Genomic DNA, 16498 nt, shown 5'->3' with positions numbered 1-16498 from the left:
CCTCGGTCAGTCCCCTCTCCCTCTGGGAGAGGGTTAGGGTGAGGGCTGAACCTGCAGAATCACTCTTGCAGCTTCTGCGGAGTCTCTTCACCCATGCAACGCACAGCTTTTTTCTGCGCGTTGATCAGCACCCCGGTCAGGCCTTTCTGCTCGGTATCGAACAGCACCAGCACGCCATCGATGCACTGCGCCACTTGCGGCGCCGGGTCCAGCGAGACTTTGTAGTCTTCGCCCGGCACGGTCTTGAGCATGGTGAATTCATTGAGCAGCAGCGCATCCTCGGGTTTGGCGAAGTGCAGGTAGCCGTAGTACCACAGCGCCCCGACGGTGCCGAGGATGCTGCAGATACCGGTGATGATCAGCGGGATGGCGTTACGTTCTTCACTCATTGCGGACTCTCATCTTCAGAATTCGGAGATTGCGGGTAATTCGGGATCTCGCCGAGGCGGCGCAGGCCGTTGAAATGTTCGGGGTCTTCCAGATAGCGCAGCATCACCTTGCGCCAGACCGGGTCACCGAAGGTCTGCACGTGGCCGCCACGGGTCAACTGCAACACCCGCGGTGGCGGCGCAGCTTGATACAGGCGGATGCCATTGGAAAGCGGTACCAGCGGATCATCGATGCTGTGAAAGATCAGTTTCGGCACGCCCTTGAGCTGCGGCATCGCGTTGATGGCGCTGTCGCCGTCCGGCACCAGCCATGACAGCGGCACCTGGACCGGCCAGGTCAGCCACGACGTGCTGAGTGCGTACTGGCCGACGCTGCGATAACTGGCGGGCACACCGTCGAGCACGAAGGCTTTGAGTTGCATCTGCCGCTCCGGGTGCTGCACCAGCCAATGCACGGCCATCGAACCACCGAGGCTTTGGCCGAGCAGGATCAGCGGCTTGCCTTTGACCTCCGGCGCCTGGTCCAGCCAGGCGAATGCCGCGTCGATATCCTGATAGATCGCCGGCAGGCTCGGTTTGCCTTCGGACAGGCCATAACCGCGATAGTCCACCAGCAGCACTTGATAGCCGTTTTTCGGCAACCACCAACTGCCGCCCAGGTGCATCGGCAGATTGCCGCCGTTGCCATGCAGGTGCAGGACCGTGCCTTTGACTTCAACACCGGGTTTGGCCGGCAGCCACCAGGCATTGAGCTTGAGGCCGTCGGCGGTGGTCAGGGTAACGGTGCGGTATTCGAGTTTGGCTTTTTCCGGGGTGAAAATCTGGCCCGGCTCGGGGTAGAACAACAACGAACTGCAACCGCCGAGGGTCAGGAGCAGGCAGAAGATGCAGAGGATTCTCATCCGGTGAAACCTCGCAGAATTCGAATTGGAATACAGTCAAAAACTGTAGGAGTGAGCCTGCTCGCGATGGCGGTGTATCAGTCACTGTTCATGTTGATTGACACACCGCTATCGCGAGCAGGCGAAGGCCTACAGGGGGTTTGTGTTGGCTCAAAGGATGTTCGAGTAATCCGCCTCGATCCGGTCCAGGCTCAAGTGATTGAGGAAGTTGGAGAAGCACATCCACGCTGACAGCGCGTTCATGTCGCGAAACTGTTCTGGCAGATACTTCGGCGGCACCACCAATCCCTCATCCACCAGTTGGCGCAAGGTACGCATGTCTTCCAGCGTGGTCTTGCCGCAGAACAACAGCGGAATCTGCTCAAGCTTGCCCTTACGCACGGCCAACTGAATGTAGTTGTAAACCATGATAAAGCCCTTGAGGTAGGACAAGTCTTTGGTGAATGGCAGGCCGGTCGGCGTCGAGCCTCGGAACACACGGCTGGCGTTGCCGTAGCTTTCGGCCATTTCAAAACCCTGTTCGCGGAAGAACTCGAACACCTGCAAAAAGTCCGCGCCCTCCTCGACCATGTGAATGGCGCGGGTGCGATTGGTCAGTTTGCGCAGGCGGCTTGGGTAGGAGGCAAAGGTGATGATTTCCATCAGAATCGCCAGACCTTCCTGAGTCACCGTCGACGAGGGTGGGCCCTTGGACAGGAAGGTGCAGATCGGCTGGTTCAAGCCGTTGAGCGTGGTGCCTACGTGCACCAGGCCTTCGTGGACTTCCAGCGCGCGCACGTCGCGATCATTGAACATCGCGTCGGTACGGATCTTGATGTAGTCGGCCCCCGCTGCCGCGTCGGCAACGATGCCGTCGGACTCGAACACGCGGATGGTTTCCTCGGCCTCGCCGAACACCTTGTTCAAACGCGTTTGCAGCAGGTGCACGGCGTCCTTGGCGGTGAGGATTTTCGGCTCGTCCTTCAGGTCGCCACGGCCATCGATGTTGTTCAGGTAGTCGGACATCATCAGGCCGAGGTCGGCCAGGGTCGGGTCGCCGGCGTGAAACGCATCTGAGGCGGCGCCGTACAGCTCCTGAGAGATCAGGCCGAAATCCTCGGTGCCGCGCGCTTCGAGCATGCGCACCACCATCCGGTATTCCTTGCACATGCGGCGCATGATCTGCCCGACCGGGTTGAACTGGCCGAGCTGGCGGGTGATGTCGCGCTCGATGTTCTGGAACTCGAGTTTGACCTTGCTCGAATCGAAACTCAGTGGCCGGTTGAGGTAGTAGTCGCGATCCACCGCAGGCATTTCCTTGCCCTTGGCCTTGAGAAAGCCCTTGCGAATGTTCTCGTCCCACTTCACCGCGTCGAGGACGCGAATCGGCGTCTGCGCCAGCACAATGCGATCGGACAGCGTGCGTATCGTCTGCTGGTAATCGTCCACCCGAAACTCCTGTAGAAAACTGAATTATTTGGCGCGGGCCTGGCGCTGATAACGCGCGGCCTCGACGAATACATCGGAATTGGCCGGATCATCGAGGTAAGCAAAGACCTTGTCGAGGCTGCTGTCGACCTGCACGCCGTCGCCATCGTCCTCGGTCTGGAAGGACTGGCCATCGAGGGCTTGCTGTTTGATCGCCTGATTGATCTGCTCGAGGTCGAGGTTGTACACCACCAGTTCGTGTTTGTCGGTGAGTTCGAACCCGGCGATGGTGTATTGCCCGCCGTAACGCGCCGGCACCTTCGCCGACAGGTACCAGCGGCTGCCATGGCGCGACACGGTGAAGGGATAAGCCTCGCGTTCGTGGGGTCTGGCCTTGAACCAGGTGACGGCCTGATAGCGATCGTCGCCGACCCGGGTCAGCTCAAGGTTCATCGGCTCGCCCCAGGCATTGGTGCTCGACCACTTGCCGAGCAAGCCCTTGGGCGCCGGCTCACTGGCGGGCAGCGGCTCCTTGAAGGTCACCAGACAACCGCTGAGCAGCAGGAACGACAGCGCGATCAACGCGCCACGCCAGGCTTTCATTCAACACTCCCTTGAACACCCGTTACACCTGATCGTTCCTACGCTCTGCGTGGGAATGCCGCCATGGACGCTCTGCGTCCACTGTGACGCAGAGCGTCACGGTATGCATTCCCACGCGGAGCGTGGGAACGATCAAGCAGGGATTGCGTTACATCGAGGCGAGGACCAGATGCATATACCGCGTCAGAATCCCGAGCATGTCCTGTTCGGCCAAAGGCTCGGCGTCGTTGAGCAGGCCCTGATATTCCATCCGTCCGATAATCGCCGTCAACACTTTGGCATCCTGTTGCGGTTCGCGCGAGCCCAGCACCTGAAACAACTGGCAGGTGCCCTGCAGCAGAATCTGTTGATGGGAACGCACCAGATCCGCCAGGCGCGGGTTGAGCAGCGCTTCCTGGCGAAACGCCTGCTCGGCCATCAGGTGCTCGCGACGGTTGACCAACTGCCGGTGCACATAGTCGGCCATCAACCGCGCAATATCGTCCGCCAGTTGCGAGCGCGACTCGGGGCTGCCGTCGCCACTGACGACCATATCGCGCAGCAGGCCTTCGTTGTTGTTCCACAACTTGGCCATGTAGGCCGCACTGCGTTCGACGTACTGGGCGAAGGTATCGGTGAGCAGGTCATCGATGTCCTTGAAGTAATAGGTGGTGGCCGACAGCGGCACACCGGCCTCGGCCGCCACGGCCCGGTGGCGCACGGCGCGCACGCCGTCACGCACGACAATGCGCATCGCCGCGTCGAGAATGTCCTGGCGACGCTGCTCGCTGCCCTGTCGGCTGGCCTTGCGGCCCTGGTACTGAACACTTTCAGCGACCGCAGTGGCGATACCCGCTGCACCTTCTTGAGCGATTGCAACCATCACGACTGGACTTCCTCTGTTATTTCAAAAGTAACCAATTGATACATTTGTACCAGACAGGCAATAAAAAGCCGCCTGTTTTAGGCGGCTTTTGAACTGAAATGTTTACGCTTGCGGTCGCATGTGCGGGAACAGGATCACATCGCGGATCGACGGCGAGTTGGTCAGCAACATCACCAGTCGGTCAATGCCGATGCCTTCACCGGCCGTTGGCGGCATGCCGTACTCCAGCGCGCGCACGAAGTCGGCGTCGTAATGCATGGCTTCGTCGTCGCCGGCGTCCTTGTCGGCCACCTGCGCCATGAAGCGCTCGGCCTGGTCTTCAGCGTCGTTCAACTCGGAGTAGGCGTTGGCAATTTCACGGCCACCGATGAACAGCTCGAAACGGTCAGTGACGTTCGGGTTGTCGTCGTTGCGACGTGCCAGCGGCGACACTTCGAACGGGTACTGGGTAATGAAGTGCGGCTGTTCCAGCTTGTGCTCGACCAGCTCTTCGAAAATCATCACCTGCAGCTTGCCCAGACCTTCGAAGCCCAGCACCTTGGCACCGGCCTGCTTGGCGATGGCGCGCGCCTTGTCGATGTCGTTCAGATCATCGGCGGTCAGCTCAGGGTTGTACTTGAGGATCGAGTCGAACACCGACAGACGGACGAACGGCTCGCCGAAGTGGAACACCTTGTCGCCGTACGGCACGTCGGTGCTGCCCAGCACCAGCTGCGCCAGTTCACGGAACAGTTCTTCGGTCAGGTCCATGTTGTCTTCGTAGTCGGCGTAAGCCTGGTAGAACTCCAACATGGTGAATTCAGGGTTGTGACGCGTCGAGACGCCTTCGTTACGGAAGTTGCGGTTGATCTCGAAGACCTTTTCAAAACCACCGACCACCAGACGCTTGAGGTACAGCTCAGGCGCGATACGCAGGAACATTTCCATGTCCAGCGCGTTGTGGTGGGTTTCGAACGGCTTGGCTGCGGCGCCGCCAGGAATGGTCTGCAGCATCGGCGTTTCGACTTCGAGGAAGTCGCGCTTCATCAGGAAGCTGCGGATGTGCGCGATCACTTGCGAACGCACGCGGAAGGTCTGGCGCACGTCTTCGTTGACGATCAGGTCAACGTAACGCTGACGGTAGCGCTGTTCGGTGTCGGTCAGGCCGTGATGCTTGTCCGGCAGCGGACGCAGCGACTTGGTCAGCAGGCGCACGCTGGTCATTTCCACGTACAGATCGCCCTTGCCGGAACGCGCCAGGGTGCCTTCGGCGGCAATGATATCGCCCATGTCCCAAGTCTTGACGGCGGCCAGGGTGTCTTCCGACAGGGTCTTGCGGTTGACGTAGACCTGAATGCGACCGGTCATGTCCTGGATCACCATGAACGAGCCACGGTTGAGCATGATGCGACCGGCAACCTTGACCGGGATTGCAGCCTCGGCCAGCTCTTCCTTGGTCTTGTCCGCGTATTTCTTCTGCAGATCTTCGCAGTAGTTTTCGCGGCGGAAGTCGTTCGGGAAGGCGTTGCCCTTGGCGCGCTCGGCAGCCAGCTTTTCCTTGCGCAGGGCGATCAGGGAGTTTTCTTCCTGTTGCAGGGCTTGCGGGTCGAGTTGTTGGTCGCTCATGTCTTTAGATATTCCATCAGGTTCGTTGCCCCCGGGCCTTGGGCCCGGGGATCGCCAGCAAGCTGGCTCCTACAGGGATCGGGTTGAATCAGCCGATGCTGTATTGCGTCTTTTACAGCCCGGATTTCAGGCTGGCATACAGGTATTCGTCGATGTCGCCGTCGAGCACCTTGTCGCAGTCGCTGCGTTCGATGTTGGTGCGCAGATCCTTGATCCGCGACGCATCGAGCACGTAAGAGCGGATCTGGTGACCCCAGCCGATGTCCGACTTGGTGTCTTCCAGCGCTTGCGACGCGGCGTTGCGTTTCTGCATTTCCTGCTCGTACAACTTGGCCCGCAGCATTTTCATGGCGGTGTCCTTGTTGGCGTGCTGGGAACGTTCGTTCTGGCAGCTGACCACGGTGTTGGTCGGTACGTGAGTGATACGTACGGCCGAGTCGGTGGTGTTTACGTGCTGACCACCAGCACCGGAGGAACGATAGGTGTCGATCCGCAGGTCTGCCGGGTTGATTTCGATTTCCACCTTGTCGTCGATCTCTGGCGAGACGAAAACCGCGGAGAACGAGGTGTGGCGACGGTTGCCGGAGTCGAACGGGCTCTTGCGCACCAGACGGTGCACGCCGATCTCGGTGCGCAGCCAGCCAAAGGCGTACTCGCCCTTGATGTGCACGGTCGCACCCTTGATCCCGGCGACTTCACCGGCCGACAGCTCCATGATGGTCGCGTCAAAACCGCGTTTGTCAGCCCAGCGCAGGTACATGCGCAGCAGGATGTTGGCCCAGTCCTGGGCTTCGGTGCCGCCGGAACCGGCCTGGATGTCCAGGTAGGCGTTGTTCGGGTCCATTTCATGGCTGAACATGCGACGGAATTCCAGCTTGGCCAGATTTTCCTCGAGACGGGCCAGCTCGGCGACGACATCGCCCACTGCGCCTTCGTCGTTTTCTTCGACAGCCATGTCCAGCAGGTCGCGGCAATCGGCCAGACCAGCGTTCAGTTCGTCGAGGGTGTCGACGATCTGCGCCAGCGCAGAGCGCTCGCGGCCCAGTTCCTGGGCGTATTCAGGTTTGTTCCAGACACTCGGATCTTCAAGCTCGCGATTGACTTCGGTCAGACGCTCATGCTTTTGATCGTAGTCAAAGATACCCCCGAATAGTTTCGGAGCGCTCGGACAGGTCCTTGATGGTGTTCAGGATCGGGTTGATTTCCATGACGGGCAGCACTCGTTGGCGAACTTTTGAAAGCCGGCGAGTATAACGTAATCACGCTGTCACGGCAGCCCGTCTGGCGGCTGTCGGGGCGAATCGCTTGACATTGGCTCGACGCATTTCAAATGTGGGAGCGGGCTTGCTCGCGAAGGCGGCGTGTCAGTCGACATCAATGCTGCATGACACGCCGAATTCGCGAGCAAGCCCGCTCCCACAGGGAATTTGCATTGTCCAGGAGATCTATTCGATACCGACCTGATTACGGCCATTGTTTTTCGCCAGGTACAACCCGCGATCCGCCGCCGAGATCAGCAGCCGGCAATCGCTGCCCGCCTGCGGCACCATGGTCGCCAGGCCGATGCTGATGGTCAGGCTCGCCCCGTCACCCGGGGTGTTGTGCGGAATTTTCAGCGCCGCCACGGTCTGGCGCAGTTTCTCCGCCACCAGCCGCGCGCCGCCCGGCGAGGTGTTCGGCAAGACCAGAGCGAACTCCTCGCCGCCGTAGCGCGCCGGCAGGTCCGACGGTCGGGCACTGGCGTCGCGGATCGCCGTGGCAACCTTGCGCAGCGCCTCATCGCCTTCGACATGGCCAAAGCTGTCGTTGTAGGACTTGAAGTAATCGACATCGATCATCAGCAACGACAACTGACTCTGATCGCGCAGCGAACGGCGCCATTCCAGCTCCAGGTACTCGTCGAAGTGCCGGCGGTTGGACAACCCGGTCAGGCCATCGGAGTTCATCAGGCGTTGCAGCACCAGGTTGGTGTCGAGCAACTGCTGCTGACTGACCCGCAACGCGCGGTACGCCGCGTCCCGTTGCAGCAGGGTCATGTAGGAGCGCGAGTGATAGCGGATGCGCGCCACCAGTTCGATGGTGTCCGGCAGTTTCACCAGATAATCGTTGGCGCCGGCCGAGAACGCCGCACTCTTGATCAGCGGGTCTTCCTTGGTCGACAGCACGATGATCGGGATGTCCTTGGTCGCCGGGTGATTGCGGTATTCGCGCACCAGGCTCAGGCCATCGAGACCAGGCATCACCAGGTCCTGCAAAATCACCGTCGGCTTGATCCGTACCGCCTGGGCGATGGCCTGGTGCGGGTCGGAGCAGAAGTGGAAGTCGATATTCTCTTCGTTCGACAGCCCACGACGCACGGCTTCGCCAATCATCGCCTGATCGTCCACCAACAACACCATGGCGGCGTTTTCGTCGGTTTTAATGCCATCGATCTGTAAGTCATTCATGGGCGGTCACCTGAATACTGCGGGGGCCAGGATTGCGGAAAAACCTGTTCATTTGGGGAAAACCTCCAGCAATCGTGGCGCTATCTTTTCCAGTGGACGGACTTCGACGGCCGCATCGATCGCCGCTGCGGCCTTGGGCATGCCGTACACCGCACTGCTTTGCTGATCCTGCGCGATGGTCAGATATCCCTGCTGGCGCATGAGCTTAAGCCCTTGCGCCCCGTCGCGTCCCATTCCGGTCAATAAAACCCCGATGGCGTCGCCGTTCCAATAGTTGGCGACACTTTCGAAAAACACGTCGATCGACGGTCGGTAAATCTCGTTGACCGGCTCGGCGGTGTAGGCCAGCGTGCCGTTTTTCAATAAGCGTATATGGTGATTGGTGCCGGCCAGCAGCACCGCGCCGGCTTGCGGCGGCTCGCCTTCGCGGGCCAGGCGCACGTCCAGGCCGCTGGCGCTGGCCAGCCATTCGGCCATACCGGCGGCGAACACCTGATCCACATGCTGCACCAGCACGATGGCTGCCGAAAAATTGCGCGGCAGGCCCTTGAGCAGCACTTCCAGCGCCGCCGGTCCGCCCGCTGACGAGCCGATCGCCACCAACCGCTTGCATGAGCCGGAGCTGCGCTGCGGCGTTGGCGCCGGGCGCGTACGGCTGGGCTTCTCGCCGATCAGCCAACCGATGTTGAGGATCTTGCGCAGCAACGGCGCCGCCGCTTCCTGCGCGTTGCCAGCACCGAGCGCCGGGGTGTCGACCACGTCCAGCGCACCGTGGCCCATGGCTTCGAAGACCCGGTGCACGTTCTGCTGGCGGTCGACCGTGACGATAACGATGGCGCACGGGGTTTCGGCCATGATGCGCCGGGTGGCCTCGACACCGTCCATCACCGGCATGATCAGGTCCATCAGAATCAGATCAGGCGTATTTTCGGCGCACAGTTGCACCGCCTCGGCGCCATTTCTGGCGACCCAGACCACCTGATGCGCCGGCTCGAAGGCCAGCGCACGGCGCAACGCCTCCACCGCCAGGGGCATGTCGTTGACGATTGCGATTTTCATGCCCGCGCTCCTCCAATGAGCTCAACCACTGCATCAAGCAGGGCGTCGTCATGAAAACTGGCCTTGGCTAAATAATAGTCCGCACCAGCATCCAGTCCACGACGGCGATCCTCTTCACGATCCTTGTACGAAACCACCATCACCGGCAGCGATTGCAGGCGGTTGTCGCGGCGCAGCAACGTAACCAGCTCGATGCCGTCCATGCGCGGCATGTCGATGTCGGTGATCAGCAAATCGAAGTCCTCCGAACGCAACGCGTTCCAGCCGTCCATGCCGTCCACCGCGACCGCCACGTCATAGCCGCGATTGAGCAGCAGCTTGCGTTGCAGCTCGCGCACAGTGAGCGAATCGTCGACCACCAGAATCCGTTTGCGCGCCACTTCGGCGGCCTGATTGCCATGCCGAGCGATACGCTCCAGACGCCCGGTATTGAGCAGTTTGTCCACCGAACGCAGCATGTCTTCGACATCGACGATCAGCACCACCGAGCCATCATCGAGCAACGCTCCGGCGGAAATGTCCTGAACCTTGCCCAGCCGCTCATCCAGTGGCAGCACCACCAGCGTGCGTTCACCAACGAAACGCTCGACCGCCACGCCATAGATCGCGTCGCGCTCGCGGATCACCACGACCTTGAGGGTTTCGTCGCTGCTCTGGTTCGCCGGACGATTGAGCAGTTGACTGGCGGCGACCAGCCCGACGTGCCGACCTTCATGCCAAAAATGCTGGCGACCCTCGACCTGCACGATGTCCTGCGGCTGCAGATCACACATGCGCTCGATGTGCGCCAGCGGAAAGGCGTAGGCCTCGTCGCCGACTTCCACCACCAGACTGCGCACCACCGACAGGGTCAGCGGCACTTCAAGATGAAAGCGGCTGCCCTCGCCTGCCGTCTGCTCGAGCACCACCGCGCCACGCAGCTGCCGCACCATGTGCTGCACCGCGTCCAGACCGACGCCACGCCCGGACACTTCGGTGACCGTGTCGCGCAGGCTGAAGCCCGGCAGAAACAGGAACGTCAGCAGTTCCTCTTCGCTCAACTGCGCCGCCGTTTCGGCCGGCGACAGCTGACGCTCGACAATGCTGCGGCGGACCTTTTCCAGGTCGACACCATTGCCGTCATCGCTCAGTTCGAGCACCAGCAAACCGGCCTGGTGCGAGGCGCGCAGACGGATCAGGCCTTCTTCGGACTTGCCCTTGAGCACGCGCTGCTCCGGGGTTTCGATGCCGTGGTCGACGGCGTTGCGCAGCAAATGAGTCAGCGGCGCTTCAAGCTTTTCCAGCACGTCGCGATCGACCTGGGTTTTCTCGCCTTCGATCTCCAGCCGTACCTGCTTGCCAAGGCTGCGCCCCAGATCCCGGACCATGCGCACCTGACCGGTGAGCACGTCGGCAAACGGGCGCATGCGACAGGCCAGCGCGGTGTCGTAGAGCACTTGCGCGCGCTGGCTGGCTTGCCAGGCGAACTCGTCCAGTTCGGCGTTTTTCTCCCCGAGCAACTGCTGGGATTCGGCCAGCAGGCGCCGCGCATCCTCAAGGGCTTCCTGGGCTTCGAGGCTCAGCGCATGTTCCTTGAGGTGCACATTGAGACTCTCCAGCGCCCGCAGGCCATTGTTCTGCATGCGTTTGAGGCGCTGCATGGTTGCCAGATGCGGCTTGAGGCGCTGGGTTTCGACCAGCGATTTGCTCGACAGGTCGAGCAGGCTGTTCAGGCGCTCGGCCGTAACCCGCAGCACGCGCTCGCCACCCTCGGTGGTGCGCTTGTTCTTGCGCGGGGTCGGGTCGAAGGTTTCCAGCGGTGTATCGATCGCCGGCATGGGCGCTGGCGACGGGGTTTCAATCGGCGCAGGCGGCGGCGCCTGCATCTGCAACTCGGCCATGGGCGGCGGTGCCGAAGGGTCGAGCAGGCGGCCCATCAACACCACATACGCCTCGATGTCCGCCGCTTGCGGGGCATTGGCTGGCGTGGCGATGCGCATCAACAGATCGGTGCCTTGCAACAACGCATCGATGTGCTCGGGACGCAGCAACAGCCGCCCTTCCTGCGCGCTGACCAGACAATCTTCCATCACATGCGCAACGCTGACGCCGCTGTCGATGCCGACGATCCGCGCCGCGCCCTTGAGCGAGTGCGCCGCGCGCATGCACGATTCCAGATGATCGGCCTGGGTCGGATTGCGCTCCAGCGCCAGCAGCCCGCTGCTGAGCACCTGGGTCTGAGCCTCGGCTTCGAGGCTGAACAGCTCCAGCAGCGAGGCGTCGCGCATTTGCTCAGGGGTCATGTGAGGCTCCGGGTCACGGCGGACAGCAACTGCTCTTCATCCAGCCAACGCAGGCTGCGCCCCCGGAATTGCAGGACACCACGGGTGTATTTGGCGCTGACCGTACTGTTGTGTTCACCGCCGGCACGTGACGCGGCGTCGAGAATGCGTTCATCGATCGCATGGATGCCGTCGACCTCGTCCACCGGCACCACGACCGGCCCGCCGTGGGCGGCGATGATCAGCATGCGCGGCATGATCCGCGTGCCGTTGGCCGGTGCGGCGTTGCCATCGAGGTCGAGCAACTCGACCAGCGACAGGCACGCCACCAATGCCCCGCGCACGTTCGCCACGCCGAGCAAGGCCCGCGAGCGCTGGTGCGGCAACGAGTGAATCGCCTGCATCGGCGCGACTTCCACCAGACTGCGGGTCGCCAGTCCCAGCCATTCTTCGCCGAGGCGGAACATCAGCAGCGAACGGGTTTTGACGTCAGCTTCAACCGCGATGGCGACCGCGTCGCGCTCGTCCTGCTGCAACGCATAACGGTCGAGCAGGCGCGTGGCGGCGGCGGAATACACCGCGCAGTTGCGGCAATGAATATGTTCCACCAGCAACGGACACGACTTGTCGCCGTGAATGCCGATGCGGTTCCAGCAATCATCGATGGCCCGGGCGTCTTCGTGGGTGACGTTCAAGGTGTCGGACGGGATCATCGTTTACGCTCACTGTCGGCGGTGCGGCCGCTGCGCGCGGCGCGCTCCTGCAATCGTCTGGCACCGGCGCTGTCACCCTGGGCCTGCAGCAAGGCCGCCAGGTGCATCAACGCTTCGGGGTGTTGCGGTTCAAGGTACAAGGCCTTGCGGTAATAACTCTGGGCTTCGAGTGCGGAGCCGGCCACGTCACTGAGCAGGCCGAGCCAATAGAACACCTGAGCCACCGGTTCGTGGCTGCGCAGGTATTGCTCACATGCCGCGCGGGCCTCGGCGCTTTTGCCTTCGTTGGCCAGCGCGGCGATGTTGGCCAGCAAGGTCGCGGCGTCCGGGTTGGCGCTTTTGCTGCTGACCGGTAGCGGAGCAACGTTGGCAAACGGGCGTTGGCGCACCGGCGCTGGCGGCGGGCTGCGTAGTGGTTGGCGCACCGGCAACGGCGTGGGCGTCGGCAATGCCACAGGTTCGGGCAGCGGCTCAGTGTGTCGGCTGAACGCGAACGACTGCGCGATACCGATCGAACGCATGCCCAGACGCCCGAGCAGACTGCCCTCGGCCGGGCCGATGAACAGCACGCCGTCAAAGTGCGTCAGGCGCTTGAGCACTGCGAAAACCTGCTGCTGGGTCGGCTGATCGAAATAGATCAGCAGGTTGCGGCAGAACACAAAGTCGAACGGCGGCTCACTGACCAGCAGCGTCGGATCCAGCACGTTGCCGACCTGCAAGCGCACCTGCTCACGCACCGCGTCGTTGACGCGATGGCCGTCCTCCTCGGCGCTGAAATGACGCTCGCGAAAGTCCAGATCCTGACCCCGAAACGAGTTCTTGCCGTACAGCGCGCGCCGCGCCTTGTCCACCGACAGCGGGCTGACATCCATGCCGTCGACCTTGAACTGATGCGGCTTGAGCCCGGCATCGAGCAAGGCCATGGCAATCGAATAGGGTTCTTCACCGGTGGAGCACGGCAGGCTGAGGATGCGCAGCGCGCGCATGTTGTTCAGTTCGTCCAGCCGCTTGCACGCCAGTTTGCCGAGGGTGGCGAAGGATTCCGGGTAACGGAAAAACCAGGTTTCAGGGACGATCACCGCTTCGATCAGCGCTTGCTGTTCATCCCGCGAGCCTTGCAGCAATTGCCAGTATTCATCGCTGTGCGCCGCTTGCGACAGCGTCGTGCGCTGGCGCACCGCGCGCTCGATGATCGCCGGCCCGACCGAGGTGACATCCAGACCGATGCGTTCCTTGAGGAAATCGAAAAAACGTTGGTCGCTGCTCATGGCTGCGCCTCATGCGGCGCCGGAAACAGCAGGCTGCGCACGGCGTCATCCAGCAGGTCGTTGACCCGCACCCACTGCACCAGTCCCTGAGCGTCTTCACGCACCGTACCGAGGTATGGCGCCTGACGATTGTCGAGGCCATAAGGCTGAAAATCTTCGGGATTGCAGCGCAGGGTGTCGGTCGCCTGTTCAAGGATCAGCCCGAGCCAGTGTGACGGCTGCAGTTCATCCGGGTGGTAATGCACCAGCACCAGCCGAGTGCTGGTGCGGGCCTCGGCGGGTTGGCCGAAGGTCAGCGCACTGAGGTCGATGGCTGGCACCACCGCACCGCGATAGGCGAACACCCCGGCCACCCAGTTCGGCGCCTGGGCAATCGGCTTCAACGGCAGGCGCGGCAGGACCTCGGCCACTTCCGTGGCGCGCAAGGCGTAACGCTCGTTGCCGATGCGAAACAGCAGGAACAACGCCTGCTTCGCCACCGGCGCAACGCTGCGTTTGGCGGTGATTTCGCTCATCAGACTTTGAATCGCGAAACGCCGCTGCGCAGCCCGACGGCCACCTGGCTCAGTTCGTCAATGGCGAAACTGGCCTGACGCAACGATTCGACGGTCTGGCTGCTGGCATCGCCCAACTGCACCAGCGCATGGTTGATCTGTTCGGCACCGGTGGCCTGGGCCTGCATGCCTTCGTTGACCATCAACACCCGCGGCGCCAGCGCCTGCACCTGATGAATGATCTGCGACAACTGCTCGCCGACCTGCTGCACCTCGGCCATGCCCCGGCGCACTTCCTCGGAGAACTTGTCCATGCCCATCACGCCGGCGGACACCGCTGACTGGATTTCGCGAACCATCTGTTCAATGTCGTAAGTGGCAACGGCGGTCTGATCCGCCAGACGCCGCACTTCGGTGGCGACCACGGCAAAACCGCGACCATACTCACCGGCTTTCTCGGCCTCGATGGCGGCGTTGAGCGACAGCAGGTTGGTCTGGTCGGCAACCTTGACGATAGTCACCACCACCTGATTGATGTTGCCGGCCTTCTCGTTGAGGATCGCCAGTTTGGCGTTGACCAGATCGGCCGCGCCCATCACCGAGTGCATGGTGTCTTCCATGCGCGCCAGACCTTGCTGGCCGGAACCGGCGAGCACCGAAGCCTGATCGGCTGCGGTGGACACTTCGGTCATGGTGCGCACCAGATCCCGCGAGGTGGCGGCGATTTCCCGCGAGGTCGCGCCGATTTCGGTGGTGGTGGCCGCGGTTTCGGTGGCGGTGGCCTGTTGCTGTTTGGAGGTGGCGGCGATCTCGGTCACCGAGGTGGTCACCTGCACCGACGAGCGCTGGGCCTGGGACACCAGCGAAGTCAGCTCGGTCATCATGTCGTTGAAGCCGGTTTCCACCGCGCCAAACTCATCCTTGCGGTCCAGATTCAGACGGCTGCTCAAGTCGCCGGTGCGCATGATTTCGAGGATCTTCACGATGCGGTTCATCGGCGCCATGATGGCGCGCATCAGCAGCAGGCCACAGGCACCGGCCGCCAGCACGGCCACCAACAGCGACACGAACATGCTGACCTTGGCCGCCGCCACGGCTTCGTCGATGTTGGCCATGGCCTGATCAGCGACTTTCTTGTTCTCGCCAATGATGTCGTTGAGTTTCACGCGGCCGGTGTACCAGGCCGGGGTCAGCTTCTCGGTGAACAGCTTGATCGCTTCGGCTTGCAGGTTGCGCTTGTGCAAGTCGAGCACCTGATCCTGGATCTGCATGTAGATGTCGTGGTCTTTCTCGAACGTGGCGAACTCGACCCGGTCTTCGTCGGTGGTGATGGTGTTGCGGTAGTTAGCCATCTGCTCTTGCAGCCGCGTCTCGAACGCCTTGTAGTCCGCCGCATCTTGGCTGCTGATGCCCTGCCCTTCCTTGAGACCCAGCAGTTCCTGGGTCTGCAGATAGCTGTCGACCCACGCACCACGGATCATCGCGCTGTAATAGACGCCGGGAACCGCGTCGTCACGCACGCTGCTTTCACTGGTCTCGATCTTCAGCAACCGTGAATACGAGACAACGACCATCAGCAACATGATGGCGATAATCACCGCAAAGCTCGCCAAAATGCGTTGGCGCAACGTCCAGTTCTTCACAGTGATTCCTCGTGCCTAAGTCGAAATGCGGGGAGTATAGCCGAGGGAGGTGTCTCATTTATAAGACGCTTTTTAACCCTCCGGCCTGCCGAGCGTGGAAGGCCGGGAGGCTCTGGGGTGGGACTGTCCGACAATCAGGGGCTGGCGTGCCAGTGATGAAATGGCAAAAAGGGGCGATGGATCGGCCATTTCAAAAATCAGTGGCCAGCCGCAGTAGCGGTCACAAGCCTTACTGCGCAACTTCTTGCGCACTTGTTCACGATATATCACCACCAAAATCGCTACAGGCCTCGGGTTCCGTCGCCTGTAGACGAGTGCGCAACTTCTTGCGCAGTACTGCGCAAGAAGTTGCGCACTTTCTACCTCGATTCAGCAAAAAACATCGCTCCAACCGCAGGCAAGAGCCGTTCCACCCCCGGTTTACGGGACCTTCGGAAAACCTGGCACGTTCCTTGATAACAGTCAGGCACCCACCGGGCGATTTCGCCTCCCGGGCACCCTAAATTTATCCGCAAGGAGAGCACCCCATGGCAACACCAGCGTACATGTCGGTTACCGGCGAAAAACAAGGTCTGATCACTGCCGGCGCCTTCACCGCCGACTCCGTTGGCAACACCTACCAGGAAGGCCACGAAGACCAGGTCATGGTTCAGGCATTCACCCACGATGTGATCATTCCGCGTGACCCGCAATCCGGTCAGCCAACCGGTCAGCGCGTTCACAAGCCAGTTGTGATCACCAAGGTCTACGACAAGGCTTCGCCTCTGCTGCAAGCCGCTCTGACCTCCGGCGAGCGCATGAGCGAAATCGTTATCCAGTGGTTCCGTACTTCTGCTCAAGGT

The 16498-nt window shown here is 61.6% G+C and carries 15 protein-coding genes; 1 reads left to right on the top strand and 14 read right to left on the bottom strand.

Features of this window, described 5'->3' with window-relative positions:
- Positions 1-59 precede the first annotated feature (59 nt).
- The 14 genes from PseAD21_RS25100 to PseAD21_RS25025 form a co-directional block, all read right to left on the bottom strand.
- Positions 60-389, bottom strand: a complete 330-nt coding sequence (locus tag PseAD21_RS25100; protein WP_016983545.1) for a hypothetical protein — start codon at positions 387-389, stop codon at positions 60-62.
- A complete protein-coding gene (locus PseAD21_RS25095) occupies positions 386-1291 on the bottom strand; it encodes an alpha/beta hydrolase (protein ID WP_102358482.1) in 906 nt (301 codons plus the stop codon). The genes PseAD21_RS25100 and PseAD21_RS25095 overlap by 4 nt, the downstream gene beginning before the upstream one ends.
- 150 nt (positions 1292-1441) lie before the next feature.
- Positions 1442-2719 carry a flavohemoglobin expression-modulating QEGLA motif protein gene (locus PseAD21_RS25090; protein ID WP_102358481.1) on the bottom strand — a complete coding sequence of 426 codons (1278 nt, stop codon included), beginning with the start codon at positions 2717-2719 and terminating at the stop codon, positions 1442-1444.
- 24 nt (positions 2720-2743) lie between these two features.
- Positions 2744-3301: a hypothetical protein gene (locus PseAD21_RS25085; protein WP_102358480.1), complete on the bottom strand. Its 558-nt coding sequence runs from the start codon at positions 3299-3301 to the stop codon at positions 2744-2746.
- Positions 3302-3449: 148 nt separating this feature from the next.
- The gene (locus tag PseAD21_RS25075; RefSeq protein WP_102358479.1) at positions 3450-4163 is read right to left on the bottom strand and encodes a TetR/AcrR family transcriptional regulator; all 714 of its coding nucleotides are present in this window, start codon (positions 4161-4163) and stop codon (positions 3450-3452) included.
- Positions 4164-4268: 105 nt separating this feature from the next.
- The gene (gene lysS, locus PseAD21_RS25070; protein ID WP_102358478.1) at positions 4269-5771 is read right to left on the bottom strand and encodes a lysine--tRNA ligase; all 1503 of its coding nucleotides are present in this window, start codon (positions 5769-5771) and stop codon (positions 4269-4271) included.
- A gap of 112 nt (positions 5772-5883) precedes the next feature.
- Positions 5884-6979 (bottom strand): peptide chain release factor 2 gene (gene prfB / locus PseAD21_RS25065; protein WP_102358477.1). Its coding sequence is split into 2 segments (ribosomal slippage): positions 5884-6906 and positions 6908-6979, totalling 1095 coding nucleotides; the frame shifts between segments, so codons are not numbered across the junction.
- A gap of 237 nt (positions 6980-7216) precedes the next feature.
- Positions 7217-8218 carry a diguanylate cyclase domain-containing protein gene (locus PseAD21_RS25055; RefSeq protein WP_102358475.1) on the bottom strand — a complete coding sequence of 334 codons (1002 nt, stop codon included), beginning with the start codon at positions 8216-8218 and terminating at the stop codon, positions 7217-7219.
- Positions 8219-8266: 48 nt separating this feature from the next.
- On the bottom strand, positions 8267-9277 hold the full coding sequence (locus PseAD21_RS25050) for a chemotaxis response regulator protein-glutamate methylesterase (protein WP_102358474.1): 1011 nt from the start codon (positions 9275-9277) through the stop codon (positions 8267-8269).
- Positions 9274-11559, bottom strand: coding sequence for a hybrid sensor histidine kinase/response regulator (locus PseAD21_RS25045; protein ID WP_102358473.1), 2286 nt, complete (start codon positions 11557-11559; stop codon positions 9274-9276). Before PseAD21_RS25045 ends, PseAD21_RS25050 begins: the two co-directional genes overlap by 4 nt.
- Positions 11556-12251 carry a chemotaxis protein CheW gene (locus PseAD21_RS25040; protein WP_102358472.1) on the bottom strand — a complete coding sequence of 232 codons (696 nt, stop codon included), beginning with the start codon at positions 12249-12251 and terminating at the stop codon, positions 11556-11558. Before PseAD21_RS25040 ends, PseAD21_RS25045 begins: the two co-directional genes overlap by 4 nt.
- On the bottom strand, positions 12248-13519 hold the full coding sequence (locus PseAD21_RS25035; RefSeq protein WP_102358471.1) for a protein-glutamate O-methyltransferase CheR: 1272 nt from the start codon (positions 13517-13519) through the stop codon (positions 12248-12250). Before PseAD21_RS25035 ends, PseAD21_RS25040 begins: the two co-directional genes overlap by 4 nt.
- On the bottom strand, positions 13516-14034 hold the full coding sequence (locus PseAD21_RS25030; protein WP_102358470.1) for a chemotaxis protein CheW: 519 nt from the start codon (positions 14032-14034) through the stop codon (positions 13516-13518). The genes PseAD21_RS25035 and PseAD21_RS25030 overlap by 4 nt, the downstream gene beginning before the upstream one ends.
- The gene (locus PseAD21_RS25025) at positions 14034-15656 is read right to left on the bottom strand and encodes a methyl-accepting chemotaxis protein (RefSeq protein WP_102358469.1); all 1623 of its coding nucleotides are present in this window, start codon (positions 15654-15656) and stop codon (positions 14034-14036) included. The genes PseAD21_RS25030 and PseAD21_RS25025 overlap by 1 nt, the downstream gene beginning before the upstream one ends.
- Before the next feature lie 527 nt (positions 15657-16183).
- Here PseAD21_RS25025 and PseAD21_RS25020 point away from each other — a divergent pair.
- Positions 16184-16498: Hcp family type VI secretion system effector (locus tag PseAD21_RS25020; RefSeq protein WP_146011317.1), on the top strand; the 315-nt coding region annotated here is incomplete at its 3' end.

It is taken from the genome of Pseudomonas sp. AD21 (assembly GCF_002878485.1).
Taxonomy (GTDB): Bacteria; Pseudomonadota; Gammaproteobacteria; order Pseudomonadales; family Pseudomonadaceae; genus Aquipseudomonas.
The sequence above is the reverse complement of the archived record's forward strand: the minus strand, read 5'-3'. Positions and strand labels throughout refer to the sequence as shown.

What these genes read in the sequence shown, in the direction of transcription:
- PseAD21_RS25075 (WP_102358479.1), bottom strand. Translation starts at nt 4,163, where the DNA reads ATGGTTGCAATCGCTCAAGAAGGTGCAGCGGGTATCGCCACTGCGGTC.
- PseAD21_RS25040 (WP_102358472.1), bottom strand. Translation starts at nt 12,251, where the DNA reads ATGATCCCGTCCGACACCTTGAACGTCACCCACGAAGACGCCCGGGCC.
- PseAD21_RS25095 (WP_102358482.1), bottom strand. Translation starts at nt 1,291, where the DNA reads ATGAGAATCCTCTGCATCTTCTGCCTGCTCCTGACCCTCGGCGGTTGC.
- PseAD21_RS25030 (WP_102358470.1), bottom strand. Translation starts at nt 14,034, where the DNA reads ATGAGCGAAATCACCGCCAAACGCAGCGTTGCGCCGGTGGCGAAGCAG.
- PseAD21_RS25035 (WP_102358471.1), bottom strand. Translation starts at nt 13,519, where the DNA reads ATGAGCAGCGACCAACGTTTTTTCGATTTCCTCAAGGAACGCATCGGT.
- PseAD21_RS25085 (WP_102358480.1), bottom strand. Translation starts at nt 3,301, where the DNA reads ATGAAAGCCTGGCGTGGCGCGTTGATCGCGCTGTCGTTCCTGCTGCTC.
- PseAD21_RS25045 (WP_102358473.1), bottom strand. Translation starts at nt 11,559, where the DNA reads ATGACCCCTGAGCAAATGCGCGACGCCTCGCTGCTGGAGCTGTTCAGC.
- lysS (WP_102358478.1), bottom strand. Translation starts at nt 5,771, where the DNA reads ATGAGCGACCAACAACTCGACCCGCAAGCCCTGCAACAGGAAGAAAAC.
- PseAD21_RS25055 (WP_102358475.1), bottom strand. Translation starts at nt 8,218, where the DNA reads ATGAATGACTTACAGATCGATGGCATTAAAACCGACGAAAACGCCGCC.
- PseAD21_RS25050 (WP_102358474.1), bottom strand. Translation starts at nt 9,277, where the DNA reads ATGAAAATCGCAATCGTCAACGACATGCCCCTGGCGGTGGAGGCGTTG.
- PseAD21_RS25100 (WP_016983545.1), bottom strand. Translation starts at nt 389, where the DNA reads ATGAGTGAAGAACGTAACGCCATCCCGCTGATCATCACCGGTATCTGC.